Raw genomic sequence first — 25,174 nt, forward strand, 5'->3', positions numbered from 1 at the left:
GCGCGTGGCGACTCGAACCCTCGGGTAACCGCCTTTCGAACCCGCACAGTTGGGAGGACCGTTGCCTCTCCGCAACCGTCTGAGACTCCTTGCGATATCCGGCCTCGCGCTGTTCACCGTTTCGGCGTCGTTGCCGCCCGCCTCGGCCGACGGCTCGCGCTCCCACCGTCCGTCGGGCGGCGGGCTGTCCGCCACGATCCGGTACACCGAGTACGGCATCCCGCACATCCTGGCGAAGGACTACGCGAGCCTGGGCTTCGGCAACGGCTGGGCCCAGGCCGCCGACCAGGTGTGCACCCTCGCCGACGGCTTCGTGACCCTGCGCGGCGAGCGGTCCCGGTACTTCGGTCCGGACGCGGCTCCGGACGGCTCGCTCTCCGCCGCGACGAAGAACCTCTCCAGCGATCTCTACTTCCGCCGGGTCCGCGAGAGCCGCACCGTGGAGAAGCTGCTGAAGGCGCCCGCGCCGGCCGGGCAGAGCCGTGACGTCAGGGAGCTGGAGCGCGGCTGGGCGGCCGGTTACAACGCGTGGCTGGCGCAGAACCGGATCGACGACCCGGCCTGCCGGGGCGCCGACTGGGTGCGGCCGGTGACGACGCTGGACGTGGTGACGCGCGGCTACGCGCTCTCGGTGCTCGGCGGTCAGGGGCGCGGCATCGACGGCATCACGGCCGCTCAGCCGCCCACCGGCACGGCGGGGACGCCCGGTGTACCGTCGCCGGGCGACGCGGCGGACGCGGCCCGGCGGCTGCTGTCGACGCAGAACGCGGACATGGGCTCCAACGCGGTCGCGTTCCGCGGGGACACGACGGCGAACGGGCGGGGCCTGCTGCTCGGCAATCCGCACTACCCGTGGCAGGGCGGGCGGCGGTTCTGGCAGTCGCAGCAGACGATTCCCGGCGAGCTGAACGTGGCGGGCGGTTCGCTGCTCGGCGCGCCGATCGTCTCGATCGGACACAACGCGAACATCGCATGGAGCCACACCGTCGCCACCGGTGTCCCGCTCAACCTTCATCAGCTCACCCTCGATCCGGCCGATCCGACCGTGTATCTGGTGGACGGCAGGCCCGAGCGGATGACGAAGCGTACGGTCTCGGTCGCGGTGAAGGGCGGCGGTACCGTGACCCGCACCCAGTGGTCGACCCGGTACGGACCGGTGATCACCTCGCTCGGTGCCGGGCTGCCGTTGCCCTGGACGACGACGACCGCGTACGCGCTCAATGACCCGAACGCCGTGAATCTGCGTTTCTCGGACGCCGGTCTCGGTTTCAGCCGGGCGCGCAGCACCGCGGACATCCAGGCCGCGCTGCGCCGTACCCAGGGGCTGCCATGGGTGAACACCATCGCCGCCGATTCGTCCGGGCACTCGTTCTTCTCGCAGTCGCAGGTGCTGCCGAGGATCACGGACGAGCTCGCGGCACAGTGCTCCACGCCGCTTGGCAAAGCGACGTATCCGTCGTCCGGGCTCGCGGTGCTGGACGGTTCGAGGAGCGACTGCGCACTGGGGTCGGACCCGGACGCCGTGCAGCCGGGCATCTTCGGGCCGGGCCGGATGCCCACCGTGAAGGACGCCCCGTACGTGGAGAACTCCAACGACAGCGCCTGGCTGACGAACGCGGACGCGCCGCTGACCGGCTACGAGAGGGTGTTCGGCACGATCGGCACACCCCGCTCGATGCGGACCCGGGGCGCGATCGAGGATGTGTCCGCGATGGCGGCGAAGGGCCGGCTGACCGTGGCCGATCTGCAGGGCCAGCAGTTCGCGAACCGCGCACCGGCCGGTGATCTGGGCGCCGCGGATCTGGCGGGGGCGTGCGCGGCGCTGCCCGGCGGCACTGCGGTCGGCAGTGACGGCAGGGCGGTCGATGTGTCGGCGGCGTGCGAGGTGCTGAGGCGCTGGGACCGGAAGGTCGACACCGGGAGTCGGGGCGCGCTGCTCTTCGACCGGATCTGGCGCAGGGCGACGGCCACGGTCCCGCAGACCGAGTTGTGGAAGGTGCCCTTCTCCCCCGCCGATCCGGTCGGTACGCCCAACACGCTGAACACCTCGGCGCCCGGCCTCACCAGGGCTCTCGCCGACGCGGTGGCCGAACTGCGGGCGGCCAAAATCGCGTTGGACGACCCGCTGGGGCGGCACCAGTCGGTGGAACGGAACGGGAAGCGCATCCCGATCGGCGGCGGTACCGAGTCGCTCGGCATCTGGAACAAGACGGAGCCGGTGTGGGACACGGCGGCCGGCGGCTACCGGGAGGTGCCGGCCGGCTCCAGCTACATCCAGGCGGTCGGCTGGAACGGCAGCAGGTGCCCGGTGGCGCGCACCCTGCTCACGTACTCCCAGTCCTCCAATCCGGGTTCGCCGTATTACAGCGACCAGACCGAGCTGTACTCGGGTGAGCGGTGGGTGACGTCCCGGTTCTGCGAGAAGGACATTCTGCGCTCGCCCGCACTGCGGGTCGTGCGGGTCCACGAACGCCGGTAGTTCCTCACGGTGCGATCGGTCCCTGTCCGCCCGGCGGGCGGCGGACAGGGACCGGTCAGGAGGAATCAGGGGCTGATCGCGAGGAAGACGAACGCGGCGAAGATCGACAGATGGACGCCGCCCTGGAGCAGGGTGGCCCGTCCCGGTACGACGGTCAGCGCGCCGACCATCACGGTGAGTGCGAGGAGCACCATATGGGTGGCGCCGAGGCCGAGATGGAGCGGTCCGTCGAGCCAGACCGAGGCGAGGGCGATGGCCGGGATGGTCAGGCCGATGCTCGCCATCGCCGAGCCGAGGGCGAGGTTGAGGCTGGTCTGGACACGATCGCGACGGGCGGCCCGCACTGCCGCCAGGGTCTCCGGCAGCAGCACCAGCAGCGCGATGACGACACCGACCACCGCCTGGGGCATCCCGGCCGCCTCCACCCCGGACTCGATGGTCGGCGAGACGGACTTGGCGTCGCCGACGACCGCGACCAGCGCGACCAGCAGCATCACCAGGCTCAGCGCGGTGGCGCCCCGGCCGGGCAGCACCACGTGGTGCTCGTCCGGCTTGAGCGCGCCCTCGGGTGTGAGGGGCAGGAAGTACTCGCGGTGCCGCACCGTCTGTACGGCGACGAACAGCCCGTACAGAAGGAGTGAGGCGACGGCCGCGAAGGCCAGTTGGGCGGTGGAGAATTCGGGGCCCGGTTTGCCGACGGTGAAGGTCGGCAGGACCAGGCTGAGGGTGGCGAGCGTGGCGACGGTCGCGAGGGCGGCCCCGGAGCCTTCGGCGTTGAAGACGACGACGCGGGAACGGACGGCCCCCAGGAGCAGGGACAGTCCGACGATGCCGTTGCAGGTGATCATCACGGCGGCGAACACGGTGTCGCGGGCGAGCGCGGACGTCTTGGGGCCGCCGTCCACCATCAGGGTGACGATGAGGGCCACTTCGATGACGGTGACGGCGACGGCCAGGACGAGGGAGCCGAACGGTTCCCCGACCCGGTGGGCGATGACCTCGGCGTGGTGCACGGCGGCCAGAACGGCGCCCGCGAGACAGAGCGCGACCACGGCGACGGCGAACGCCGGCAGCTCCCGTCCCCAGCTGAAGACCAGCGCGAGCGCGGCGACGATCGGCACGGCCACCGTCCACCGGGTCGCCAGTGACCGGACCGTCGCGCGCGCGTTCATGGGCCACACCCTGCCAGAGCCGGTACGGGGGCGCTCGTCGGGCGGCGGCGGCCGGGCGGTGGTTCACACGGCCCGTTGGCGTCCTTCCCAGTACGGGTCGCGCAGCCGCCGCTTGTAGAGCTTGCCGTTGGGGTCGCGGGGCATCACGTCGATGAAGTCGATGGTCCTGGGGCGCTTGTACCCGGCGAGACGCTCTTCGCAGTGGCGCAGGATCCCGGCGGCGAGCGCCTCCCCCGCCTCGTGTCCCGCGGCCGGTTCGACGACCGCCTTGACCTCCTCGCCCCAGTCGGGATGCGGGATGCCGAAGACGGCGACGTCGGCGACCGCGGGGTGGCCGAGGAGAGCCCCCTCGATCTCGGCGGGGTAGATGTTGACCCCACCGGAGATGATCATGTCGATCTTGCGGTCGCGGAGGAAGAGGTAGCCGTCCTCGTCGAGGATGCCGAGGTCGCCGACGGTGAAGAAGTCGCCGATGCGGTTCTTCCGCGTCTTGGTCTCGTCCTTGTGGTAGCTGAAGCCGCCGGTGTTCATCTTCATGTAGACGGTGCCGAGCTCGCCGGGCGGCAGCCGTTCGCCGTCGTCGTCGAAGACGGCGAGTTCACTGATCGGCCAGGCCCTGCCGACCGTGCCCGGTTTCTTCAGCCAGTCCTCGGCGGTGGCGAAGGCGCCGCCGCCCTCGCTGGCCGCGTAGTACTCCTCGACGCACCTCCCCCACCAGTCGATCATGGCGCGCTTGACGTGGTCGGGGCAGGGCGCGGCACCGTGGATGGCGTGCCGCATGGCCGTGACGTCGTAGCGCCGTTTCACCTCGTCGGGGAGGGAGAGGAGGCGGTGGAACTGGGTCGGGACCATGTGCGTGTGGGTGCAGCGGTGGGTGTCGATGAGCCGCAGCATGTCCTCGGGCGTCCACCTGTCCATCAGGACCAGCGGGTGTCCGATGTGCAGGGACGCGGCGGCGAACTGCAGCACGGCCGTGTGGTAGAGCGGCGAGCAGACCAGGTGGACGTTGCCGTCGAACGGTTTGATGCCGAAGATGCCGAGGAATCCGCCGAGGTGGCTCTCCTCGGGGAGCTTGCCGGAGAGCGGACGGCGGATGCCGCGCGGGCGGCCGGTGGTGCCCGAGGTGTAGTTCATGACCCAGCCCAGGGTGCGGTCGTCCGGGGCTTGTCCGGACTGCCCTTCGAGCAGTTCGGCGTACGGGCGGAAGCCGTCGACCGTGCCCACGGCGAAGCGGTGGGTGGCCGGCAGCTCCGCCTCGTCGGCGGCCTCGGTCGCGGCCTGGGCGAACCGCTCGTGGGCGATGAGCACCTTGGCGCCGGAGTCGGAGACGATCCAGGCGATCTCGGGGCCGACGAAGTGGTGGTTGACGGGGACGAGGTAGAGGCCGGCCTGGGCGGCGGCGAGGTAGGCGGTGAAGAACTCGACGCCGTTGGGCAGCACGACCGCGAACGCGTCGCCCCGCCGCAGCCCGGCGGCGCGCAGTCCGTGGACGAGGCGGTTGGCGGCGGCGTGCAGCCGGCCCGCCGTCCAGCTCTCGCCGTCGGGTGCGGTCAGGACCGTGCGGTCGGGGTCGGCGGTTGCCTGGGCCCAGAAGCCGTTGGGCGGCGGGGTCATGAGGCGCTCCGTCCGGCGATGCGGTTGATCCGGTCCACGGCTCGCTCGAAGCCGCGGGTCAGGTCGTCGAAGACGGCCTGAACGCTGCGCTCACTGTTCATCCGGCCGACGATCTGGCCGACGGGGGTGCCGAGCAGCGCGCCGGTCTCGTACTTCTGGATGCGCGACACGGCCTCGGCCACCAGCAGCCCCTGGAGCGGCATGGGAAGAGTGCCGGGCCCCGCCGGGTCGTCCCAGGCGTCGGTCCATTCGGTACGGAGCTGACGCGCGGGTTTGCCGGTGAGCGCGCGGGAGCGGACGGTGTCGCCGGAGCCGGCGGCGAGGAGTTTGCGGGTCAGCGCGCGGGAGTGGAGGTCGGCCTCCTCGGTGGTCAGCCAGAGGGAGCCGAGCCAGACACCCTGGGCACCGAGGGCGAGTCCGGCGGCGATCTGTTCGCCGCTGCCGATCCCGCCGGCGGCGAGGACGGGAAGCGGTCCGACGGCGTCGACCACGTCCGGGACCAGGACCATGGAGGCGATCTCGCCGGTGTGGCCGCCCGCCTCGTACCCCTGGGCGACGACGATGTCGATGCCCGCGTCGGCGTGGTGGCGGGCGTGCTTGGCGCTCCCGGCGAGGGCGGCGACGAGTACGCCCCGGTCGTGGGCACGCTGGACGACATCGGCGGGCGGCGACCCGAGGGCGTTGGCGAGGAGCCTGATGGGGTAGTCGAAGGCGACGTCGAGCTGGTTGCGGGCGACCTCCTCCATCCAGCCGGTGATGCGCCAGCCGGACGCCTCGCCGTCGGGAAGTTCCGGTACGCCGTGCTTGGCGAGGGTGTCCTGGACGAACTGGCGGTGCCCGGCCGGGATCATCGCCTCGACATCGGCCTCGGTCACCCCCTCCACCTTTTTCGCGGGCATGACGACGTCGAGGCCGTACGGCTTGCCGTCGGTGTGCTCCTGCATCCAGTCGAGGTCGCGCGCGAGGTCGTCGGGGGCGGTGTAGCGGACCGCGCCGAGTACGCCGAATCCGCCGGCCCGGGTGATGGCCGCGGCCACTGCGGGGAACGGCGTGAAGCCGAAGATGGCGTGCTCGACTCCCAGTTTCTTGCTCAGCTCCGTCTCCATGGGCCGCAGGATGCCGCAGCCGGACATCCGAGGGAAGAGATTTTCTGATGCAGTGTCAGATTCTTTGTGACGCAGGGGACCTCCGTGACGGCGGGGGTGACAGTAATCTCTGCGGCGGCAGGAAGTTTCATTGTCGGACGAAATTTCGAAAGTTACTTTCGTGCAGCAGGAAGGGGTTCCGGATGACCGAGGACGCGGCGGGCAGAGGGATCAGCCGTCGGAGGCTGGGCGGTGGGATGCTGGCCCTGGGCGGGGCACTCGCCCTGGCGCCGATTCCGTTCGCGGAACGGGCGTCGGCCATGGAGTCGGGGACGGGGTCGTCGGACATGCGCACAGGGGCGCTCGGGAGCACCGCATCGGGTCAGGGCCGGCCGACGCTGCGGCGTGGACCGGCCGCCCGCGCCGGGCTGCTGCAGGAACCCCTTGACCAACTGGTCGCCGACGCGGAGAAGTTCCTCTCCGCCTCCCCCAAGCACCCCTGGTACGCGGGTGCGGTGCTGCTCGCCGGGCGGGGCGGCACGGTGGCCCTGCACCGGCCGATCGGCAAGGCCGTGCGCTATGCGGCGTACGACGAGAAGACCGACACCGGGGTGGAGTTCCCGCCCGACCAGCAGATCCCGATGGCCGAGGACACCGTCTTCGACCTGGCCTCGGTCTCGAAGCTCTTCACCTCGATCCTGGCCGTGCAGCAGATCGAGCGCGGGACGCTGGAGCTGGAGGCGAAGGTCGCCTCGTACCTGCCCGATTTCGGCGGCGGCGGCAAGCAGGACATCACGATCCGTCAGCTGCTCACGCACACCTCGGGCTTCCGTGCCTGGATTCCGCTGTACAAGGCGCCGACGCGGGACGGGAAACTGCAACTGCTGTGGAACGAGGTGCCGGCCAACCCGCCCGGCACGGTGTACCTCTACTCCGACCTCAATCTGATCTCGCTCCAGCTGGTCCTGGAGAAGATCACCGGCCGCACGCAGGATGTCCTGCTCCGTGAGCAGATCACCGCTCCGCTCGGAATGCACCGCACCCGGTACAACCCGCCGGCCTCCTGGAAGCCGAAGATCGCCGCGACCGAGGACGCCCGGCAGCCCTGGTCCGGACTGGACCGCGGGCTGGTCTGGGGCGAGGTGCACGACGAGAACGCTTACAGCCTGGACGGGGTGGCGGGCCACGCCGGAGTCTTCTCCTGCGCCTGGGACCTGGCGGTCCTCGCCCGTACGCTGCTCAACGGCGGGGTGTACGGGCGTGCGCGGATCCTCTCCGCCGAATCGGTCGACCTGCTGTTCACCGACTTCAACACCGCGTTCCCCGGCGATGCGCACGGCCTCGGATTCGAGCTCTACCAGCACTGGTACATGGGGGCGATGGCCACGCCGCGCACCGCGGGCCACACCGGTTTCACCGGAACCAGTCTCGTACTGGACCCGACGACCGACTCGTTCCTGATCGTGCTCGGCAACTCGGTGCACCCGGTGCGCAGTTGGCGTTCCGGCAGCGCGCCGCGCGTCGCCGCGGCCAACCGGATGGCGCGCGCCGTCGCGGTCCGTCCCGCGCGTGGCCGTACGGCGTGGTTCTCGGGCATGGCGAGCGCCGCCTCGGCCACGCTCACACTGCCGGCGCTGCGCCTCGCCTCCTCGCACGCCCGGCTGAGCTCGGCCCTGTGGTGGGACACCGAGCCCGGCTCCGACTTCCTCTTCCTGGAGGCTTCGGCGGACGCCGGGGCGACCTGGCAGCCCGTACCCTTCACCACCGTGCCGACGGCGGAGAAACCCCACCCCGAGCCCGATCCGCATCCCAGCGGCGCGGTCTCCGGCTGGTCCGGCCGGGTATGGCACCGCCTCGACGCGGATCTCGCCGCCTGGCGCGGCAAGGAGGTCCGGCTGAGGTGGCGGTACACGACGGACCAGCTGTACGTCGGGCGCGGGGTGTACGTGGACGCCGTCCGGGTCGAGGACGGCAACCGGACGGTCTTCGACGAGGGCCGGTCCGGCGACGGTGCGCGCATCGAGGCGCTCGGCTGGACGGCGTCGGCGGACTGAGCCCCGCATCGCACCGGGCGGGGCCCGGTCCGGCCCGGCCCGGTGGGACGCCGCACCGCCTTGCTGGTCTTCCTGGCCCGGATGCCCCGACGCGGCCGCGAGGCGGCCGTGGTCCCGCGCACCGCTCTCGCGAAGATCGAGAGCCTGCGCGCCACCGGGGGCGAATCGGCAGACATACCCATCCAGTTCGTCCTCTCGGTCGATCCGGACGACGCACCGACCCACCGCGTCGAGATGACGGCGGACATCAACCTGGTCGATGTCCCCGACTACCGGCCGGGCGGCACCGTGGTGGTCGAGTACCCGCCGGACCGGCCCTGGCGGGTACGGCTCGTCCAGCAACCGACACCGGAGTGGCGGAGCCACGCGGAATCGGCCCGCATCGACCGCGCCCGAGTCCACATTGGTCAAACAGCCCCCCGAGGGCTGCGCGTGGAGAATGCTCCGATGACCACCTCACCGCAGCAGCACTGGGAACGTGCCGAGCGCCTCGACGCCGGCCGGATGACGGATGCCGTGCACGCCCAGACCGGCGTACGGCTGCTGGTCGAGGAGCCCTGTCCGGGCGGCGAGGTGGGCGCCGCGTACGTCCGGTGGCCCGACGGCCACCGGTCCGTGCTGAAGTGGCGGCCGGACAGTCGGCTCGACGCCCTGCGGTCGGGGCCACTGGCGGTGTGCGAGGCGCTGCGCAGTCAGGGGTATCCCTGCCCGTCCACAGAACTGGCGCTCCAGGTGGGCGGCGGAGTGGTGCTGGTCCAGGAGCTTCTGCCGGGCGCACCACTGGAGTTGCTGGACCACCACGCTCTGGATCAGGCTCTCGCTCTCAACGAGTCGCAGTCCGGGCTGTTGGCCGGGCGCGCGGACATCCCGTCGATGCACCTGTATCTGCTCGACGACGGCCCCGGCTACTGCCTTCACGAGCCGCTGCGTCGGCACAGCCCACGCAGCGCCGCCCTTGAGCACCGGGTCAGTTCGGTCGGTGCCGATCACCCTCCCCGCCTGGCCGGGGACGATGTCGTGCACCAGGACTTTCACCACGGCAACCTGCTCGCCGTGGACGGCACGGTCACCGGGGTCATCGACTGGGACGGCGCCGGGCGGGGAGACCGCCGTTTCGACCTGGTCACCCTGCGCTTCGGGATGCACACACAGGAGCAAGCGGCGGGGGTCGTCCGCCGGCTCGACGACATCCTGGACGCACTGCCCGACGACATCCTGCGCCCCTGCTGGGCCCATATGAGTCTGCGGATGACCGACTGGGCCATCCGGCACTTCGCACCGAGCGATGTGGAGCACTGGCTGGATCTGGCCGAGCGACGTCTCTGACGGAGGCGGGACGTACGGGCCGGGGTAGGTTCCGGCCGTGACTTCGAACTGGCAGAACGACCGAATAGGCAGCGCGCCGCGAGTCGAGAACCCCGACCGTGCTGCGTCGGCTGGGCTCGGGATTCGCGGTGATCGGGGACGTGCAGTTCCTGCCGGGGTACTCGGTGCTCCTGGTCGACCGACCCCACGTACAGCGCCTTTCGGAACTCCCGCGTGGGAGCCGGACGATCTGGTACGCATGCCCGTCCGACTGTTTCCCCATGACCGGTGGACCGACGAACGTTTCGCGCTCGGCCCGCAGCACGACGCGCTGCGGACGGCGATCGGCGAGGAGCTGGACGGAGCGCCGACGGTGAGCTGACGGCCCGGCGGCACCAGGAGCCGGAGCCACCGCCACGACACCCACAGCAGGAGAATCATGGAGTCCACCGTCGAGGCGCCCGCGACCCGTCCGACGCCCTTGCGGGTTCCGGCCTTCCGGCGGTTCGCGCTCGCCACTCTCGTCTCGGCGACCGGCTCCGCGATGGCGCCCCTCGCACTCGCCTACGCGGTGATCGGCCAGGGCGGCGGAGCCGGGCCGCTCGGTGTGGTGCTGGCGACCAATTCGGTCCCCACGATCGTCTTCACCGTCGCGGGCGGTGTTCTCGCGGACCGTCTGTCACGCAGCCGGATCCTGTTCCTGAGCAATCTGCTGGCCGCGGCCGCGCAGGGCGTGCTCGCGACGCTCGTGGCCACCGGCCATGCGACAACCGTTTCGATCGCCGGGTGCGGCTTTGTTTCAGGGATCGCCACAGCCTTCACGGCTCCGGCCGCGACGGGCGTCGTGGCGCAGATCGTCGCGGCCGAGCATCTGCAACGGGCCAACGCGCTGCTCCGGCTTCCGAGCAATGCCGTCAAGGTGCTCGGCCCTGTTGCCGGAGGGGTGATCGTCGCGGTCGGCGGGCCGGCCTGGGCCCTGTCCTGGGACGCGCTCAGCTTTCTCGTCGCGGCGCTCCTGTTGCTCGGCCTGCGGCTGAGCGCCCCGGTCACGACGAGCAGCGCCCTGGCCGACCTGCGGGCGGGGTGGTCCGGATTCCGGTCGCGCACCTGGCTGTGGACGTACACCGCCGCCGGCACGGTGGTGGTCGCCGCGTGGCTGGCCGGGTTTCAGCTGCTCGGTCCCGTGGTCGCGGCCGAGCATTACTCGGGGGCACGTTCCTGGGGGCTCGTCCAGGGCGCGTTCGCGTTCGGGCTGTTCGCGGGGACAGTGGTGTGCCTGCGCTGGAAGCCGTACCGTCTGCTGGCCGTCGCCGTCGTCAACGGCGCCGGGCTCTGTCTGCCGCCGGCCGCGCTGGGCTTCGGCCTGGCTCTGCCGTGGGTGCTGCTCGGCGCCGTACTCGCGGGCATCGGGCTGGATATCGCCATCGTGGCGTGGACCACGGCGCTCCAACAGCACGTGCCACAGGAGGAGATGGGCCGGATGGGCTCGTTCAACGGTGTCGGGGAGCGTCTCGCCATCCCGCTCGGCTACCTGATCACCGCGCTCGCCGTGCACGCCTGGGCCGACCGGACCGTGCTGCTGGTCTGCGCCGGTGTCATCGTGGCGACCACACTCCTCAACCTCTGCGTCAGGGACGTGTACCGCGTCAATCGCCGCTGAGCGCGAACCGGGCGGCGCGCCCGGCACGGGGCCACCGATGAATGGACCCGTGCCGCGAGCCGCCCGCGAAGTCCCGTGTACGCGCGGGTCAGTAGGAGTGGTCGGCCGTGACGTCGGCCGAGAGGTGGAGTGTTCGTTCCGCCGTCGTCGTGCGCAGGGCGAGGAGGGTCTGGGCGAGTGCGTCGATGGTGACCAGGTGGGCGATGCGGCTGGCCGTGGTCTCCAGGCCGAAGACCAGGTCCTGTCCCCCGGCGACGAGCGTGTGCGTACTGGTTTCGCTCAGCGGTGACTGGGCGTAGCTGGTCAGGCCGATGACCTCGGCTCCGGCCAGGCGGGCGCGGCGGGCGGTGTCGACCGTACTGCGGGTGGCTCCGGTGTGGCTGATGGCCAGGCAGACGGCGCCCGGCGGGAGTTGGGCGGCGGAGAGCTGGGCAGTGAGGGCGTCGGCGGGGGCGTCGACGACACAGCCGAGGGCACGCAGGCGGTACGCGGCGTCGGCGGCCACGGCGGCGGAGAGGCCGGCCGCGGCGACCACGACGCGGGGGGCCGCGTCCAGTGCGGCGGCGGCAGCGCGGAGCCCGGTGGCGGTGAGGGTGGTGGCCAGGTCGCCGAGTGCCTCGCGGGAGGCGTGCAGCGTGTCGGCCAGCGCACGGGCCGCCGGATCGTCGCCGGGGTCGGAGGCCAGCGCGCCGCTCCCCGCGGCGCCCTGGCGTGCTGCCGCGATCTTCAGTTCCTGATAGCCGCGGAATCCGAGGCGCTGACAGGCGCGGACGACCGACGACGGAGCCGTACCGGCCAGGGCCGCGACATCGCTGACACTGAGCCGGACCAGGTCGGCCCCCTGGTCGAGGATCACCTGCGCGACACGCGCCTCGGTCTCGCGGAGCTCCGGGAGCCTGGCTCTCACATGGGCACCGAGCCGGTACCCGTCACTGGAATTCTGTTCCATGTGATTAGAGTAGCGCGGAATTCTATTCCAGATACTCTGTTGCCGCAGGGAGCCCCGTCATGCCCTCGTTCCTTCCCCCTGGCTCAGCCGTGCCTGCGGCCGTGCTCTGCGCCGCCGTTCTCCATGCCCTGTGGAACGCGATGGCTCACCGCATCACCGACAAACTCGTGGGTTTCACCCTCATCAACCTCGCGTACACCGGCTGCGCGGCGGTGATGGTCTGCCTCGTTCCGCTGCCCGAGGCCGGGGCCTGGCCGTTCATCCTGGTTTCCGCCGCGCTGGAGGTGCTCTCCCAGCTCTTCCTGTTGCGGGCCTACCAGCTCGGCGACTTCGGCCAGATGTACCCCATCGCCCGTGGCACCGCGCCATTGCTCGTGGCCGTCGCCTCCGTGACGCTGCTGGGCCGGCCGATCGCCGCCGCCGAAATGGCGGGCGTACTGGTCATCTCGGCCGGACTGGCCGGACTGGCCTTCGCGGACGGGTGGCCCGGGCGCGCACAGCTGCCCGCGCTCGGCGCGGCGGTGGCCACCGGCGCGGTCATCGCGGCCTACACCGTCGTCGACGGCACGGGGGTGCACCGGTCCCAGACCGTCATCGGCTACATCGCCTGGCTCTTTCTCTGCCAGGGCCCCGTTCTGCCACTGCTGGCGCTCGCCCGGCGCGGCCGTCCGCTGCTCGCACAGTTGAAGCCGGCCTGCGGGATCGGCCTGACCGGCGGCGTCGTCTCACTGACCGCCTACGGCCTGGTCATCTGGGCGCAGGCCCACGGCGACCTCGCGACCATCGCGGCCCTGCGCGAAACCAGCATCCTCATCGCGGCGCTGATCGCCACGCTCCTCTTCCGCGAACGGTTCGGGCGGCTGCGCCTCACCGCCGGCGCGGCCGTCCTCGCCGGCATTGTCGTACTCGAACTCGCCCATCCCTGAACCGCCGGACACGCCCCGGCTACGCCGTCCGGCCCGCGATCAGCTGCTCCGGTCCGCCCGGTGCAGGGATCGCGGCGCTCGCACCGGTCGGCGCCGGGGCCGTCGACTCCCGTACGATCAGGCGCGGCCGGATGAGGAGTGACCGTCCCGCCGCAGGGGCCGAGTCGATCCGGGCCCGCAGTTGCTGGAAGGTCTCCGCGGCCATCTCCGGCAGCGGCTGGCGGACCGTGGTGAGCGGCGGTTCGAAGAGGTCGGCGAGGAGGATGTCGTCGAAGCCGACCACGGAGACGTCCTGTCCGGCGCTGTGCCCGGCATCCTTGGCCCCACGGCAGATCCCGATCGCGCACATGTCGTTGATGGCGACGAACGCGGTGGGCGGACGGGGGCCGCCGAGGAGCTCCCTGGCGGCGTTGCGCCCCAGTTCGGCCGCGTCCTTGTCACCGAACTCGGTGGCGTCCGCGCCGGGCCAGACGATCGCGTCGTCCGGATCGAGGCCCGCCGACTCCAGTGCGGCCCGGAAGCCGCGCAGCCGCTCGCGGCGGTTGACGCTGTTGACCGAGCCGGAGACGAACGCCAGCCGACGGTGGCCGAGTTCGGTCAGATGACGGGTGGCGAGCTCGGCACCCATCGCGTTGTCGACACTGATGGAGGCCAGCGACGGCGGATCGCCCGCCTGCGCGGTGCGGTCGAAGGCGACCATCTTCAGTCCGCGGCTGAGCAGCGGCGTCATATGTTCGAGCGAGGGAAGCGAGGAGCAGAGCACCACTCCGCTCACCCCGTCGGCGAGCAACTCTTCGCCGTACTTGAGCTCGCGGGCCGGATCGCGCTCACTGTTGCAGAGCAGTACGTGATAGCCCTCGGCCAGCGCGATGGCCTCCAGCTCACGGGCGAGCGCCCCCCAGAACGGGTTGGCGACGGACGGCACGATGAGACCGATGACCTTGATGCGTCCGGTGCGCAGCATCCGGGCCGCACGGTTGGGCCGGTAGCTGAGCTGCTCGATCACCTGCTCCACGCGCGCCAGCGTGGCCGCCTGCATACGGTCCGTACGCCCATTGAGGACGTTGGAGACCGTGCTCGCGGAGACCCCCGCGGCCTCCGCGACCTGATGGATCGTTACCCCGCTCATGCCACCTCCGGTTCGGAACGCGTCTGACCCTAGCAGTGTATCGATTTACTTAACTCTGTTGACCGGTACACCCGTTAACATTCCCGAAAATTCATGTGCATCAGCTGTTGACGTCCCTCCGACAGCGTTCCTAGCATCAGTGCATCGATTTACCAGCGCTTCTCAGCCATGGCCGGGATGCCATCGCTGGATCGATCCACAGTCTCCACCTCAAAAGGGGTGTCCCATGGAACTCAAAAGACGGTCGCTGCTTGCTGCCATCGGCGCCGGCACCGCTGCCGCCGCCCTCAGTGCGTGCGGCACCGGCACTTCGGCGGGCGGTTCCGCCGACGGCCCCGCCGAGGGTGAGATCACTCTGCTCACCCCGATCTACGAAGGCGCCGACGGCAAGACGCTGTTGGAGAAGGAGATACTCGGCGGGTTCCGGAAGAAGTATCCGGACGTCAAGGTGAACGTGGACTACACCACGTACGACCAGCTCAACGAGAAGATCACCACAGGGCTCGCAGGCGGTCTGCTGCCCGACGTGCTGATGATGGGCGTGGGCTGGATCCCGCCGTTCGCCGCGAAGAAGGCGATCGCCGAGCTGCCGGAGAAGTTCGCCACCGCGCACGACTACGAGAAGCGGGTCCTGGAGCCGTCCCGGTACGACGGCAAGCTGTACGCGCTGCCGGTCGTCCTCGACACCCGCATCGTCGTCTACCGCAAGGACCACTTCGCCGAGGCCGGCATCAAGAAGACCCCGGCGAACTGGGCCGAACTACGCGCCGTGGCCAAGCAGCTGACCAAGGACGGCCGGTTCGGATTCGACCCGTTCTCCATCCATCTGCGCCAGTGCTGGGAGACCTTCCTCTTCGCCAACGGCGGCCAGCTGTTCAGCGCGGACGGCAAGAAGGTGCTGTTCACCGACGCCCGCGGGGTCGAGGCGCTGCAGTTCTTCAAGGACCTGATCAAGGACGGCTCCGCCGACTACGCCAAGAAGACGGACCTCGGGGCCCCGACCAACGTACAGACCGGCAAGGCGTCGATGATGATGACGAGCAGTGCCCTGTGGAAGCAGGTCGGGGAACAGAATCCGGAACTCCTCAAGGACGACAAGCTCGGGGCGTTCATCCTCGCCAACCGCAAGCCCGCGATGCTCCAGGGCGGCACGCTCGTCACCCAGTCCGCCAGTTCCAAGCACCCGGCAGCGGCCCGTGCGCTCGTCGAGTACCTCGCGACGCCCGAGTCCATCCTCGGTGCGGCCAAGCAGCGAGGATCGGTGCCCGGGCTGAAGGATCTCAGCGACTCCAGCTATGTGAAGGAGAACAAGTTCGTCGATCTCTCCCTGCAGAGCATGGGTGACGCGTGTTCGGAGGGCGGCACCGCTGCCTGGATGGAGATCCGCGAAAAGATCAAGCCCACGCTGGAGCCCGCCATCGTGGGCAGCCAGTCCGCGAAGGACGCCATCGCGGAACTCGGCCGGCTCGCCGAGGCCGCCATCGGCCGGATGTAAGGACCCGTCACTGTGGGAGCGACATCCGTATTGAAGGCGAGGCCCACGCGGCCGCCTTCCCCGACCGGGCACCCGGTCGTGAAGAAACGCACCGGCCGGGCACCCACCGGCCCGGGGCGCCGCAGGCAACGCGCCGGCATGCTGATGGTGGCGCCCGCGCTGCTGCATGCCTCGCTCTGGATCGGCCTGCCTGTCGTCGCGTCGGTGGTTCTGGCCTTCACGAAGTACGACGTGCTGACGGCGCCGCAGTTCGTGGGCCTGGACAACTTCCGGGACATGCTGGACGACGCAGTGTTCCGCAAGTCCATCGTCAACACCGTCGTCTACACCTTCTTCACCGTGCCGTTCGGCATGATGCTGGGGCTGCTCGTGGCCCTGGCGCTGCACACCGGGCTGAAGGCACGAGGCATCTTCCGTACCGCGGTCTTCATTCCCCAGGTGACGGCGACCGTCGCGATCGCCCTGGTCTGGCTGTGGATCTACAACCCGGGCAACGGGCTGCTGAACACGCTCCTGTCGTTCCTCGGGATCCAAGGCCCGGCCTGGCTGTCGTCGACATCGTGGGCGATGCCGTCGGTGATCCTGGTCGGCATCTGGCAGGGCATCGGCATGAAGATGCTCATCTACTTGGCCGCGCTGCAGTCCCTGCCGAAGGAACTGTACGAGGCGGCTTCGGTGGACGGCGCGTCCAAGGTGCGCCAGTTCTTCTCGATCACTCTGCCGCTGCTGAAACCCGCGACGTTCTTCGTCCTCATCACGTCGATGATCAGCGCGTTCCAGTCCTTCGACCAGATCTACATCCTGACCGACGGCGGCCCGGGCAACAGCACCACGATGATGACGTTCGAGATCTACAAGTCCGCCTTCCGGGAGTTCCGCATCGGCTACGCCTCCGCGCAGTCACTGGTGCTGTTCGTGCTGCTGATGGGCTTCACCCTGGTCAACCGGCGGATCATGGGAGGCACCCGTGGCCACAACTGAGCTTCACAGGCCCGGGGTTGCGGAGAAGGACCGGCCCCGGACGAAGGGCAAGCCGCTCTCCGTCGGCCGGATCGCGCTCTATCTGACGCTCAGCGTCGTCTCGCTGCTGATGGTGGCACCGTTCGTCTGGATGGTCCTCACCTCGCTCAAGACCCCGGTGGAGATCGCCTCCCAGGACGCCGGGCTGCTGCCGGAACACTGGGAGTTCGGGAACTATGTCGACGCACTGAAGGCGGCGCCGTTCGCGACGTACGCGCGCAACAGCTTCATCATCGCGTTCAGTCACACCCTCATCAATGTGGTCGTGGCGTCGATGGCCGGGTACTCGCTGGCGCGGATCAAGTTCCGGGGCAGCGAGGTCATCTTCTACCTCTTCATCGCCGCGCTGATGATCCCCACGTACACCAAGGTGCTGCCGGAGTTCCTGATCGTCCGCTTCATGCCGCTGGCCGGCGGGAACGACATCTTCGGCCAGGGCGGCAGCGGCTGGCTGGACTCCTGGTGGGCGCTCATCATTCCCGGCGCCGTCACTCCGTTCGCGGTCTTTCTCTTCCGCCAGTTCTATCTGGACCTTCCGGTGGAACTGGAGGAGGCGGCCAGGCTCGACGGTCTCGGCGAGTTCCGGATCTACGCCCGGATCATGACGCCGCAGGTCAAGCCCGCGCTCACCACCGTGGCGCTGCTGACCTTCGAGTCGTCGTGGAACAACTTCCTCTGGCCACTGCTGGTGACCCGTACGGACAGCCTGCGGGTGATCCAGGTGGGACTCTCCGTCTTCAAGACGGAGAACGGCCCCCAGTGGCACTTCCTGATGGCCGGCACCACGCTGGCCACCCTGCCCATGGTCATTCTCTTCCTCATCGGCCAGCGCTACTTCGTGCAGGGCTTCGCGACCGCCGGCCTCAAGTGACCGGCACCGGTCCCGACGACCGTTTTTCCTCGAAAGGTACTTACTCCATGTCTGCTGATCTCAACGGCTCCCGCGCACTGGTGACAGGGGCGGGCCACGGAATCGGCCGTGCCATCGCCGTCGCGCTCGCCGAGGCCGGCGCCGACGTCGCCGTCCACTACCACTCCTCCGCCGACGAGGCCGCGAAGACGGTCTCCGCGATCGAGGCGCTGGGCCGCCGGGCGAAGGCGTTCAAGGCCGATGTCACGGTGACCGGCGACGTGGACCGGCTCGTCGACGAGGCGACCGGCTTCCTCGGCGGCCTGGACGTCCTGGTCTGCAACGCGGGTCATCTGATCGGCCGGGCCACCATCGCCGAGATGTCCGACGACCACTTCGACCAGGTCCTCTCCACCAATCTGACGTCCACGTTCCGCACCGTGCGCGCCGCGCTGCCGCACCTGAAGCAGTCGTCGGCAGGCCGCATCATCACGATGTCCTCGCTGGCCGCGCACAACGGCGGCGGCCCCGGCTCGGTGGCCTACGCGGCGGCCAAGGCCGGTGTGCGCGGTTTCACCAAGGGTCTGGCCAAGGAGCTCGGCGGTACGGGCATCACCGTCAACACCGTCGCTCCCGGCTTCATCAAGGGCACCGCCTTCCACGACACGTTCACCGCGCCCGAGGCGCAGCAGGCGATGGAAGCGGGCATCCCCGTCGGCCGGGCCGGCACCCCCGAGGACGTCGCCGCCGCGGTCGTCCACCTGGCGTCGCCGTCGTCCGGCTTCCTCACCGCCACCACCGTGGACATCGACGGTGGCGTGTGGCCGCGTTGAGGCGGATCGCCCGGGAGCGGGGCGGCTGGTGGCACGCGTACGTCTGCCCGGCGCACGGCGTGGAGCTCGACCACGGCGATCTGCTCGCCGGGGTGTTCCCCGAGGGCGGTGCGCGTTGTGCGTACGGCTGCCGGGTGGACGACGAGGCGGTGCGCGGCGCCTGGCTGGTGCTCTCGCACCAGGCGTGGGCGCGGCACCTGCGGGTGCTGGCCCACCGCAAGGAGCGCGCGGAGTCCGTGTCGCGGCTCGTGGAGTACGCGGGGCTGTACGCGTCGCTGGCCACCGAGCGGCACGGCGAGGCCCAGTCCTGGATGCTGCGCGGCAGGCTCTTCCACCAGGCGCTGACCGATGCCATCTGGGCGGTGAACGTCGGGCACGCCGTGATCACGCTCGCCGAGCACTCGACCGAGGACCTGGCCCCGGTGCTTCCGTTGCTGGACGCGCTGGAGCAGGCCGCTCTCGACGCCCGGGACGTGCTCACCGGCCAGGGCCACCTCGCCTCCAACTACACCGCGTGGCTCAACGCGGCCGGTGTGGCGGCGAGCCGGGGGGCCGCGGCGGCTCGTGGCAGCGAGTGGGAGGGCGCCGGGCAGTGGCTGGAGGGCGAGCACGGGCTGTACGCGCATCTGCGGGTCGCGGTCGCCGATGACGGCTGGGAGTGGGAGGGCAGCACCTACTACCACGGGTTCGTGCTGCGGGCCGCGCTGCTGGCGCTGCGGGGCACCGACCCCGCGGCGGTTCCGTCCGATGTGGTGGGTGTGCTGGCCGGGATGACGGATGTGCTGGCGGCGATCGCCACGCCGGGCGGCATCCTGCCGGCGCTGCACGACGGCCCGTATCTGCGTGGTCCGCTCGCCCTGGAGTGGCTCGAACTCGTCGCGCTTGCCCAGCAGTTGGTGCCGTCACCGGCGCTGGAGGCGGTGGCCGGGCGGGCCCGGGCCGAGCTCGGCGCGCACGACGACGGGCTCGACCGGGAGCTGGACGGCTGGTTCGCCGGTCCGCCGCTGCCGCAGCGCCCGGCGCCCGGTCCGGTCACGGTGTTCCCGACCGCCGGGTACGCGGTGCTGCACCACGCGGGCGTCCACGCGCTGCTGGACTTCGGTCCGCACGGCGGCTCCCACGGCCATCGCGACAAGTTGTCGCTGTATCTGTACGGCGACACCACTCCGTGGCAGCCCGATCCCGGTCAAGTGCCCTACGCACACGCAGAGTTCCGCGATCTGTACGCATCGACGGAGGCCCATCCGGCGTTCCGGGTGAACGGCGCCGAACAGGCCGAGTGCACCGGGCGGCTGCTCGGCTCGGACGGTTCGTCCGTCACCGCCGAGGTGACGACCGCGTACGAGGGTGTGCGTGCGGTGCGGCAAGTGGTGCTCGGTGACAGCTATCTGGTCGATCTGCTGACGGTGCGTGCCGAGGACGAGCGGCGCCTCACCGCGCAGCTCCGTCCCGGTGTCGCCCTGGACGTCCAGCTCCAGGCCTCGGGCGAGGTCCGCACCACCTGGTACGGCGACGAGACCCTGCACGGCTGGCACACCCACACCCCCGGCGCGACCGTGCGTCCGCTCTCCCGGCCGGGCCCGGGCGCGGCCGACGATCCGCAGCGCGTGCGCACCCGGGTCGACTTCACCGCGCAGTCGGAGAAGGTCACCTTCGCCTCGGTGTACCAGGCGGCGTCGGCCGGGCCCGCCGTGGCCGACGTACGCCTGGACGGTGACGGGGTGCTGGCGGTCTCGCTGACCGACGGCAGCACCGCACGGTTCCGGACGGAGGACTGACCCTTGTTGCTCTCGGCGACCCCGCCGCCCGGCCCGCGCCCCGCGCAGCAGGTGCGGCTGTACGAGGAGGCAGCCCGCCACCGCGGGCTGACCCCGCCGCGTACGCACCCCCTGGCCAGCATCACGTGGCTCGGCCCGGCCGCCTCCAACCCGGCGCTGGCCTACCGGGTGAGCGGCGATCCGGCCCATCTGGCGGAGAGCCGGCGCTGGATCGAGGCCGCGGTGCGGCTGCCGCACTGGGGCAAGGCCCATATGCCGGACCACGATCTGGACGCCGGCTGGCTGCTGCACCATCTGTCGCTCGCCTACCGGTGGATCGGCGACGAGCTCCCGGACGGGGTGCGGGCGCTGCTGCGGTACAAACTGCTGCTCCAGGGGCGGCGGATGTACGAGTTCGCGGTGGCGAGCGAGGGCCGCTGGTGGTCGTCCTCGTACTGGCAGAACCACAACTGGATCTGTTACGCGGGTCTGGCTACGGCCGGCTATGTGCTGGGCAAGGAGGCGTGGACCGAGCGTGCCAAGGACAACCTCGGCACGGTCCTCGATCTGATGCCGGACGACGGTTCGCACGCCGAAGGGGTCGTCTACTGGCGCTACGGCGTGCCGTTCCTCGCCATCCATCTGGATCTCCTCCAGGAGGCGGAGGGCATCGACTGGTGGGGGCGGGGCGGCTTCCTCTCGCACACCTTCCGCTACCGGATGCACCAGTTGGCTCCCGGCTTCGCGTTCAACGTCGACCACGGCGACTGCCACGACCGGCGCAGCGGACACAGCGCCGGCCTGTACTACCGTCTCGCGGCGCAGTACGGGATTCCTCAGGCGCAGTGGCTGGGCGATCTCGCCTCGGGTGAACTGCTGTGGCAGGAGGCGGCGGAGAGCGGGGTACGGCCGGGGATCCTGCCGGAGGCGTATCTCGAATACCTCTGGTACGACCCGTCCGTGGCCGCCGCCCGGCCCACCGAGACACGGGCGTTCTTCCCGGATCTCGGCCTCCTCGCGGCCCGCACCGGATGGGACGACGACGCCACGCTCGTCTCGTTCAAGGCAAGCCCCGGCGGTGGCCACAAGGCGTGGGAGACCTCCGCGAAGCACCAGGCGGAACTGGGCTGGGAGACCCTCAACCAGGGTCACCACCACCCCGATTCGGGCTCGTTCGTAATGGTCTCGCAGGGTGCGTTCCTCGCGGTCGACGAGGGTTACAGCAACCGCAAGCGGGCCGCGCACCACAATCTGCTCCTGGTGGACGGTCAGGGGTACGCGGACGAGGACCGTTACCACGTCTACAAGGACATCCCGTACGAGCGGCAGGCCCGGCAGCGCGATGTGCTCGCCGGTCCCGACTGCGGCTGGGCGCACGCCACGGCCGAGATCGCCGCGATGTACGACCCCGCGCTCGGGGTGCGGCGGCTGGACCGGACGCTGGTGTTCACCCCGTCGGGACGGCTCGTGCTGCTGGATCTCGCCGAGGCCGACGCGGAGCGGGAGTGGACGTTCCTGCTCCAGACAGACCGGCCCACCGAGCCGCGGCCGGACGGCGGCCGGCTGATCCGGTCCGGGGCGGCCTCCGCCCTGGTGCGGCAGTTCGCGCCGCTCGACGCCACGGTCGTCTCGGAGGCCACCGAGGTCGAGGCCAATCCGACGTCGAGCACGCCGGAGCTGCGACTCACCCGCACGCTGCACACCCTGCGGGCGACGACCGCGCGCTCGGCGGAGGCGCTCTTCCTCACCGCGATCGTCCCGGACGCGGCACCGGCCTCGGTCGAGCAGGTCGTGTGCGCGCAGGGCCAGGGCGTCACCTTCGGCGAGGAGACCGTGCTCCTCTCCCCCGTCGCCCGTCGTATCCGTACCGCCGCGGTGTCGGCCGACGCGGCGGCGGTGCTGCTCGGGGCCGACGGCTCGGCCCCGTACGTGGTGGCGGCCACCCGGCTGGAGCTGGACGGCCGCGTGCTGCTCGATGTCCCGGAGCCGTACACAGGAAAGGTCGGCTGATCAACATGCAGGCAACCCTCTCGTCCGGCTGGCCGACGCTGCTGCGGCGGCTGGAGTTCGTGGCCTACCCGGCGGCCGCCGGGGCCGCCTTCACCGTGCTGTCGCTCGGTGTCGTGACCTGGCTTCCCGCGCTCGCCGCGATGGGGCATGCCCTGCAGCGGTGGCGGGCGGAGGGAGACAGCCGCTGCTTCACCAACACGTTCGCCGCCTTCCCGCAGTATTGGCGGTCCCTGTGGCGCCACTCCCTGGCGTCCACCGCGGCGGGGATCGTCCTGGCCGCCAACATCGTCCATCTGCTGAGCCGTTCGGAGCCGTGGACGTTCGTGCTGCTCGCCGCGCAGGTGGGCATCGCGGCCGCGCTCGTCATCCATCATGTGGCGCTCGCGGCCGAAGCAGGCCGGTCCCCGCACGGAACGGTCCGCACCTGGTCGCGCGGTGCGCTGGCCCTCGGCTTCGGGTCGGCGGCCCGTGGCACCGCACTGCTCGGCGCGGTGATCTCCGCCGCGCTGCTCTCCCTCGTCGTACCGCTGGGTCCCCTGCTCCTCGGCCCCAGCATCCCCGTACTGCTCGCTCTGTCCTTCGCAGACCCCAGGAGGCACACCTCATGAGCCGTGTACTACGCACCACACTCGTCGCGGCGCTCGCCGCGGGCGCCCCGCTGGCCTTCCCCCCGACTTCGGTGGCCGCCGAGGCTGCCACCGCGTACTACGTGTCGCCGTCCGGCAGCGACTCCAACGCCGGTACGTCGGCCGGCGCCCCGCTCGCCACGATCCAGAAGGCGGTCGACCTGGCGCCGACGGGCGCGGTGGTGAACCTCGCCGCCGGTACGTACAAGCAGGACGTCGTGACCAAGCGCGCCGGAGTCACCATCACCGGCCCGTCGAACGCCGTGGTGAAGGGGGCCGGCGACGCCCGGATCATCCAGGTGCAGCACGACTCGACGACGCTCAGCGGTTTCACCGTGGACGGGCTGCACGGGTCGTCCACCGATGTGTCGGGGTACCGCCTCAAGCTCGTCTATGTCATGAGCACGACTCCCGGTAACGGTGTGGGCGACCTGCGCATCACCGGGATGACGCTGAAGAACGCCGCCGACGAGTGCCTGCGGGTGCGCTATCTGGTGACCGGCGCCGACATCTCCGACAACACGATCACCAACTGCGGGGTCGCCGACTTCAAGTTCGGCGGCGGCGGCAAGAACGGCGAGGGCATCTACCTCGGCACGGCCCCCGAGCAGCAGGGGGCGAACGGCGCCCCGGACGCGGCGCCCGACATCAGCAAGAACAACCGCATCCATCACAACACCATCGCCACGCAGGGCAACGAGTGCGTCGATGTGAAGGAGAACTCGACCAACAACTACGTCGAGTACAACGACTGCAGCGGCCAGAAGGACTCCAGCTCCGGCGGCCTGGACGCACGCGGCAGCGGCAACATCTTCCGCTACAACACCATTCACGGCAACGTCGGCGCGGGCATCCGGCTCGGCGGTGACACCGCGACCGATGGCATCAACACCAGTATTTACGGCAACACCATCACCGGGAACGCGGGCGGTGGCATCAAGTTCATGCGCACCCCGCAAGGTCCGGTGTGCACCAACACCATGAGCGGCAACACCGGTGGCGACGCGGTCGGCACCTACGGCAGCGAGTACAACCCGACGGGTGCGTGCCCCCAGTGAGCGGGCGGGGACCCGCGAGACGCGGGGTACTGACGGCGGCGGCCGGTCTGGCGGCGGTCGCGGCCACGGCGCCGGGGGCGCAGGCGGCCGAATCGTCGAGCGGCGGAGCGGGCCGGTCGCGCTGGACGACATCCTGGTCCACCGCGCAGACAGCGCCCACCGCCACGGACACGGTGGCGAGCGCCGGCCTGACCGACGGCACATGCATCGCGAACGTGCGGCTGTCCGCGGGCGGAGCCGTCCGGCTGCGCTACGGGCACGCCTTCGGCACGGTCCCGGTCCTCATCGGCCCGGTGACGGCGGGCGGCCTGCCGGTGACATTCGGCGGGCGGAGCCAGGCGTGGATCGCCGCGGGCGCCTCGCTGACCAGTGACCCGGTCGCCGGACTGCGTGCCGCCGAGGCCGCGCGGCTGACGGTGGAGACCCGGCTCCCCGGTCCCACCGGGCCGCTGTCCTTCCACCGCAACACCCATGCCTCGCACTCCGTCGACGGCGTGCGCACCACCTCCGTGTTCCTGCTGACGGGCGTCGAGGTGACGGGCGCGCACGGGCCGGTGGTCGCGGTACTGGGCGACTCCATCACGGAGGGCGTCGGCACCCCCGACGACGCCGATCTGCGCTGGCCCGACCAGCTGGCCAGGCGGCTTCCCGGTTCGGCCGTCGCCAATCTCGGCATCAGCGGCAACCGGCTGCTGCTGGACGACGCCCGGTTCGGGCCGGGCGGGCAGGCGCGGTTCGACCGCGATGTGCTGTCGCTGCCCGGGCTGCGCACCGTACTCGTCCATCTCGGCGTCAACGATCTCCAGCAGCCGCCGAGCCAGACCGATCCGGCGCGCGTCCTGGCCGGGTACCGGCAGCTGGTGCTGCGCGCCCGCAGCGCCGGGCTGCGGGTGGTCGGCGCGACCATCGCCCCGTTCGGCGGCTGGACCCGCTGGACACCCGAGCTCGAAGCGGTGCGGCAGCGGATCAACGCGGCGGTGCGCACCGGCCGGGTCTTCGACGCCGTCGTCGACTTCGACGCGGCACTGCGCGACCCGGAACGTCCGTCCCTGATGCTGCCCACGTACGACAGCAGCGACGGACTCCACCCCAACCCTTCCGGCCATGCCTCGCTGGCAGCGGCCGTCGACCGCCGACACCTCCTGTGAGGGC

At 70.7% G+C, this 25,174-nt stretch carries 19 protein-coding genes and 1 pseudogene; 15 read left to right on the forward strand and 5 right to left on the reverse strand.

All coding sequences use genetic code 11. From position 1 onward, the window contains the following. Nucleotides 1-61: 61 nt before the first annotated feature. Nucleotides 62-2,479: a penicillin acylase family protein gene (locus OG978_RS04250; protein ID WP_326763870.1), complete on the forward strand. Its 2,418-nt coding sequence runs from the start codon at nucleotides 62-64 to the stop codon at nucleotides 2,477-2,479. Nucleotides 2,480-2,544: 65 nt separating this feature from the next. On the opposite strand, the gene OG978_RS04255 is transcribed toward OG978_RS04250, so the two are convergent. The 3 genes from OG978_RS04255 to OG978_RS04265 form a co-directional block, all read right to left on the reverse strand. Then, nucleotides 2,545-3,651, reverse strand: coding sequence for a calcium:proton antiporter (locus tag OG978_RS04255; protein WP_326763871.1), 1,107 nt, complete (start codon nucleotides 3,649-3,651; stop codon nucleotides 2,545-2,547). 63 nt (nucleotides 3,652-3,714) lie between these two features. Beyond that, entirely contained in the window at nucleotides 3,715-5,265 is a 1,551-nt protein-coding gene (locus OG978_RS04260) for an acyl-CoA synthetase (protein WP_326763872.1), read from the reverse strand. Next, nucleotides 5,262-6,371, reverse strand: a complete 1,110-nt coding sequence (locus OG978_RS04265; RefSeq protein WP_326763873.1) for an NAD(P)H-dependent flavin oxidoreductase — start codon at nucleotides 6,369-6,371, stop codon at nucleotides 5,262-5,264. The genes OG978_RS04260 and OG978_RS04265 overlap by 4 nt, the downstream gene beginning before the upstream one ends. Nucleotides 6,372-6,553: 182 nt before the next feature. On the opposite strand from OG978_RS04265, the gene OG978_RS04270 reads away from it, so the two are divergent. From OG978_RS04270 to OG978_RS04285, 4 genes and pseudogenes are all read left to right on the forward strand, one after another. Beyond that, nucleotides 6,554-8,404 carry a serine hydrolase gene (locus OG978_RS04270; RefSeq protein WP_326763874.1) on the forward strand — a complete coding sequence of 617 codons (1,851 nt, stop codon included), beginning with the start codon at nucleotides 6,554-6,556 and terminating at the stop codon, nucleotides 8,402-8,404. Nucleotides 8,405-8,446: 42 nt separating this feature from the next. Then, complete coding sequence (locus OG978_RS04275) at nucleotides 8,447-9,730, forward strand: aminoglycoside phosphotransferase family protein (RefSeq protein WP_326763875.1); 1,284 nt, start codon at nucleotides 8,447-8,449, stop codon at nucleotides 9,728-9,730. A gap of 37 nt (nucleotides 9,731-9,767) precedes the next feature. Further along, a pseudogene (locus tag OG978_RS04280) lies at nucleotides 9,768-10,091 on the forward strand (hypothetical protein). A 57-nt stretch (nucleotides 10,092-10,148) separates the two neighbouring features. Continuing rightward, complete coding sequence (locus OG978_RS04285; protein ID WP_326763876.1) at nucleotides 10,149-11,369, forward strand: MFS transporter; 1,221 nt, start codon at nucleotides 10,149-10,151, stop codon at nucleotides 11,367-11,369. A gap of 88 nt (nucleotides 11,370-11,457) precedes the next feature. On the opposite strand, the gene OG978_RS04290 is transcribed toward OG978_RS04285, so the two are convergent. Then, entirely contained in the window at nucleotides 11,458-12,318 is an 861-nt protein-coding gene (locus OG978_RS04290; protein ID WP_326763877.1) for a MurR/RpiR family transcriptional regulator, read from the reverse strand. 59 nt (nucleotides 12,319-12,377) lie between these two features. Here OG978_RS04290 and OG978_RS04295 point away from each other — a divergent pair, with 59 nt between their 5' ends. Continuing rightward, nucleotides 12,378-13,244: an EamA family transporter gene (locus OG978_RS04295; RefSeq protein ID WP_326763878.1), complete on the forward strand. Its 867-nt coding sequence runs from the start codon at nucleotides 12,378-12,380 to the stop codon at nucleotides 13,242-13,244. A 19-nt stretch (nucleotides 13,245-13,263) separates the two neighbouring features. Here the strand turns inward: OG978_RS04295 and OG978_RS04300 are convergent, their stop codons facing one another. Further along, on the reverse strand, nucleotides 13,264-14,373 hold the full coding sequence (locus OG978_RS04300) for a LacI family DNA-binding transcriptional regulator (protein WP_326763879.1): 1,110 nt from the start codon (nucleotides 14,371-14,373) through the stop codon (nucleotides 13,264-13,266). Nucleotides 14,374-14,599: 226 nt separating this feature from the next. Here OG978_RS04300 and OG978_RS04305 point away from each other — a divergent pair, with 226 nt between their 5' ends. The 9 genes from OG978_RS04305 (at nucleotide 14,600) to OG978_RS04345 (ending at nucleotide 25,170) form a co-directional block, all read left to right on the forward strand. Further along, the gene (locus OG978_RS04305; protein WP_326763880.1) at nucleotides 14,600-15,868 is read left to right on the forward strand and encodes an ABC transporter substrate-binding protein; all 1,269 of its coding nucleotides are present in this window, start codon (nucleotides 14,600-14,602) and stop codon (nucleotides 15,866-15,868) included. 78 nt (nucleotides 15,869-15,946) lie between these two features. Next, the gene (locus OG978_RS04310) at nucleotides 15,947-16,849 is read left to right on the forward strand and encodes a carbohydrate ABC transporter permease (protein WP_326763881.1); all 903 of its coding nucleotides are present in this window, start codon (nucleotides 15,947-15,949) and stop codon (nucleotides 16,847-16,849) included. Next, a complete protein-coding gene (locus tag OG978_RS04315; RefSeq protein WP_326763882.1) occupies nucleotides 16,836-17,759 on the forward strand; it encodes a carbohydrate ABC transporter permease in 924 nt (307 codons plus the stop codon). The genes OG978_RS04310 and OG978_RS04315 overlap by 14 nt, the downstream gene beginning before the upstream one ends. 47 nt (nucleotides 17,760-17,806) lie before the next feature. After that, complete coding sequence (locus OG978_RS04320; RefSeq protein ID WP_326763883.1) at nucleotides 17,807-18,571, forward strand: SDR family NAD(P)-dependent oxidoreductase; 765 nt, start codon at nucleotides 17,807-17,809, stop codon at nucleotides 18,569-18,571. Further along, a complete protein-coding gene (locus OG978_RS04325) occupies nucleotides 18,559-20,349 on the forward strand; it encodes a heparinase II/III domain-containing protein (protein ID WP_326763884.1) in 1,791 nt (596 codons plus the stop codon). Before OG978_RS04320 ends, OG978_RS04325 begins: the two co-directional genes overlap by 13 nt. 3 nt (nucleotides 20,350-20,352) lie before the next feature. Then, nucleotides 20,353-22,338, forward strand: a complete 1,986-nt coding sequence (locus OG978_RS04330) for a hypothetical protein (RefSeq protein WP_326763885.1) — start codon at nucleotides 20,353-20,355, stop codon at nucleotides 22,336-22,338. Between the two features lie 5 nt (nucleotides 22,339-22,343). Beyond that, entirely contained in the window at nucleotides 22,344-22,946 is a 603-nt protein-coding gene (locus tag OG978_RS04335) for a DUF624 domain-containing protein (protein ID WP_326763886.1), read from the forward strand. After that, a complete protein-coding gene (locus tag OG978_RS04340) occupies nucleotides 22,943-24,022 on the forward strand; it encodes a right-handed parallel beta-helix repeat-containing protein (RefSeq protein WP_326763887.1) in 1,080 nt (359 codons plus the stop codon). The genes OG978_RS04335 and OG978_RS04340 overlap by 4 nt, the downstream gene beginning before the upstream one ends. Further along, a complete protein-coding gene (locus tag OG978_RS04345; RefSeq protein ID WP_326763888.1) occupies nucleotides 24,019-25,170 on the forward strand; it encodes an SGNH/GDSL hydrolase family protein in 1,152 nt (383 codons plus the stop codon). Before OG978_RS04340 ends, OG978_RS04345 begins: the two co-directional genes overlap by 4 nt. Nucleotides 25,171-25,174 lie beyond the last annotated feature (4 nt).

The sequence above is a fragment of the Streptomyces sp. NBC_01591 genome (genome assembly GCF_035918155.1).
GTDB lineage: Bacteria > Actinomycetota > Actinomycetes > Streptomycetales > Streptomycetaceae > Streptomyces.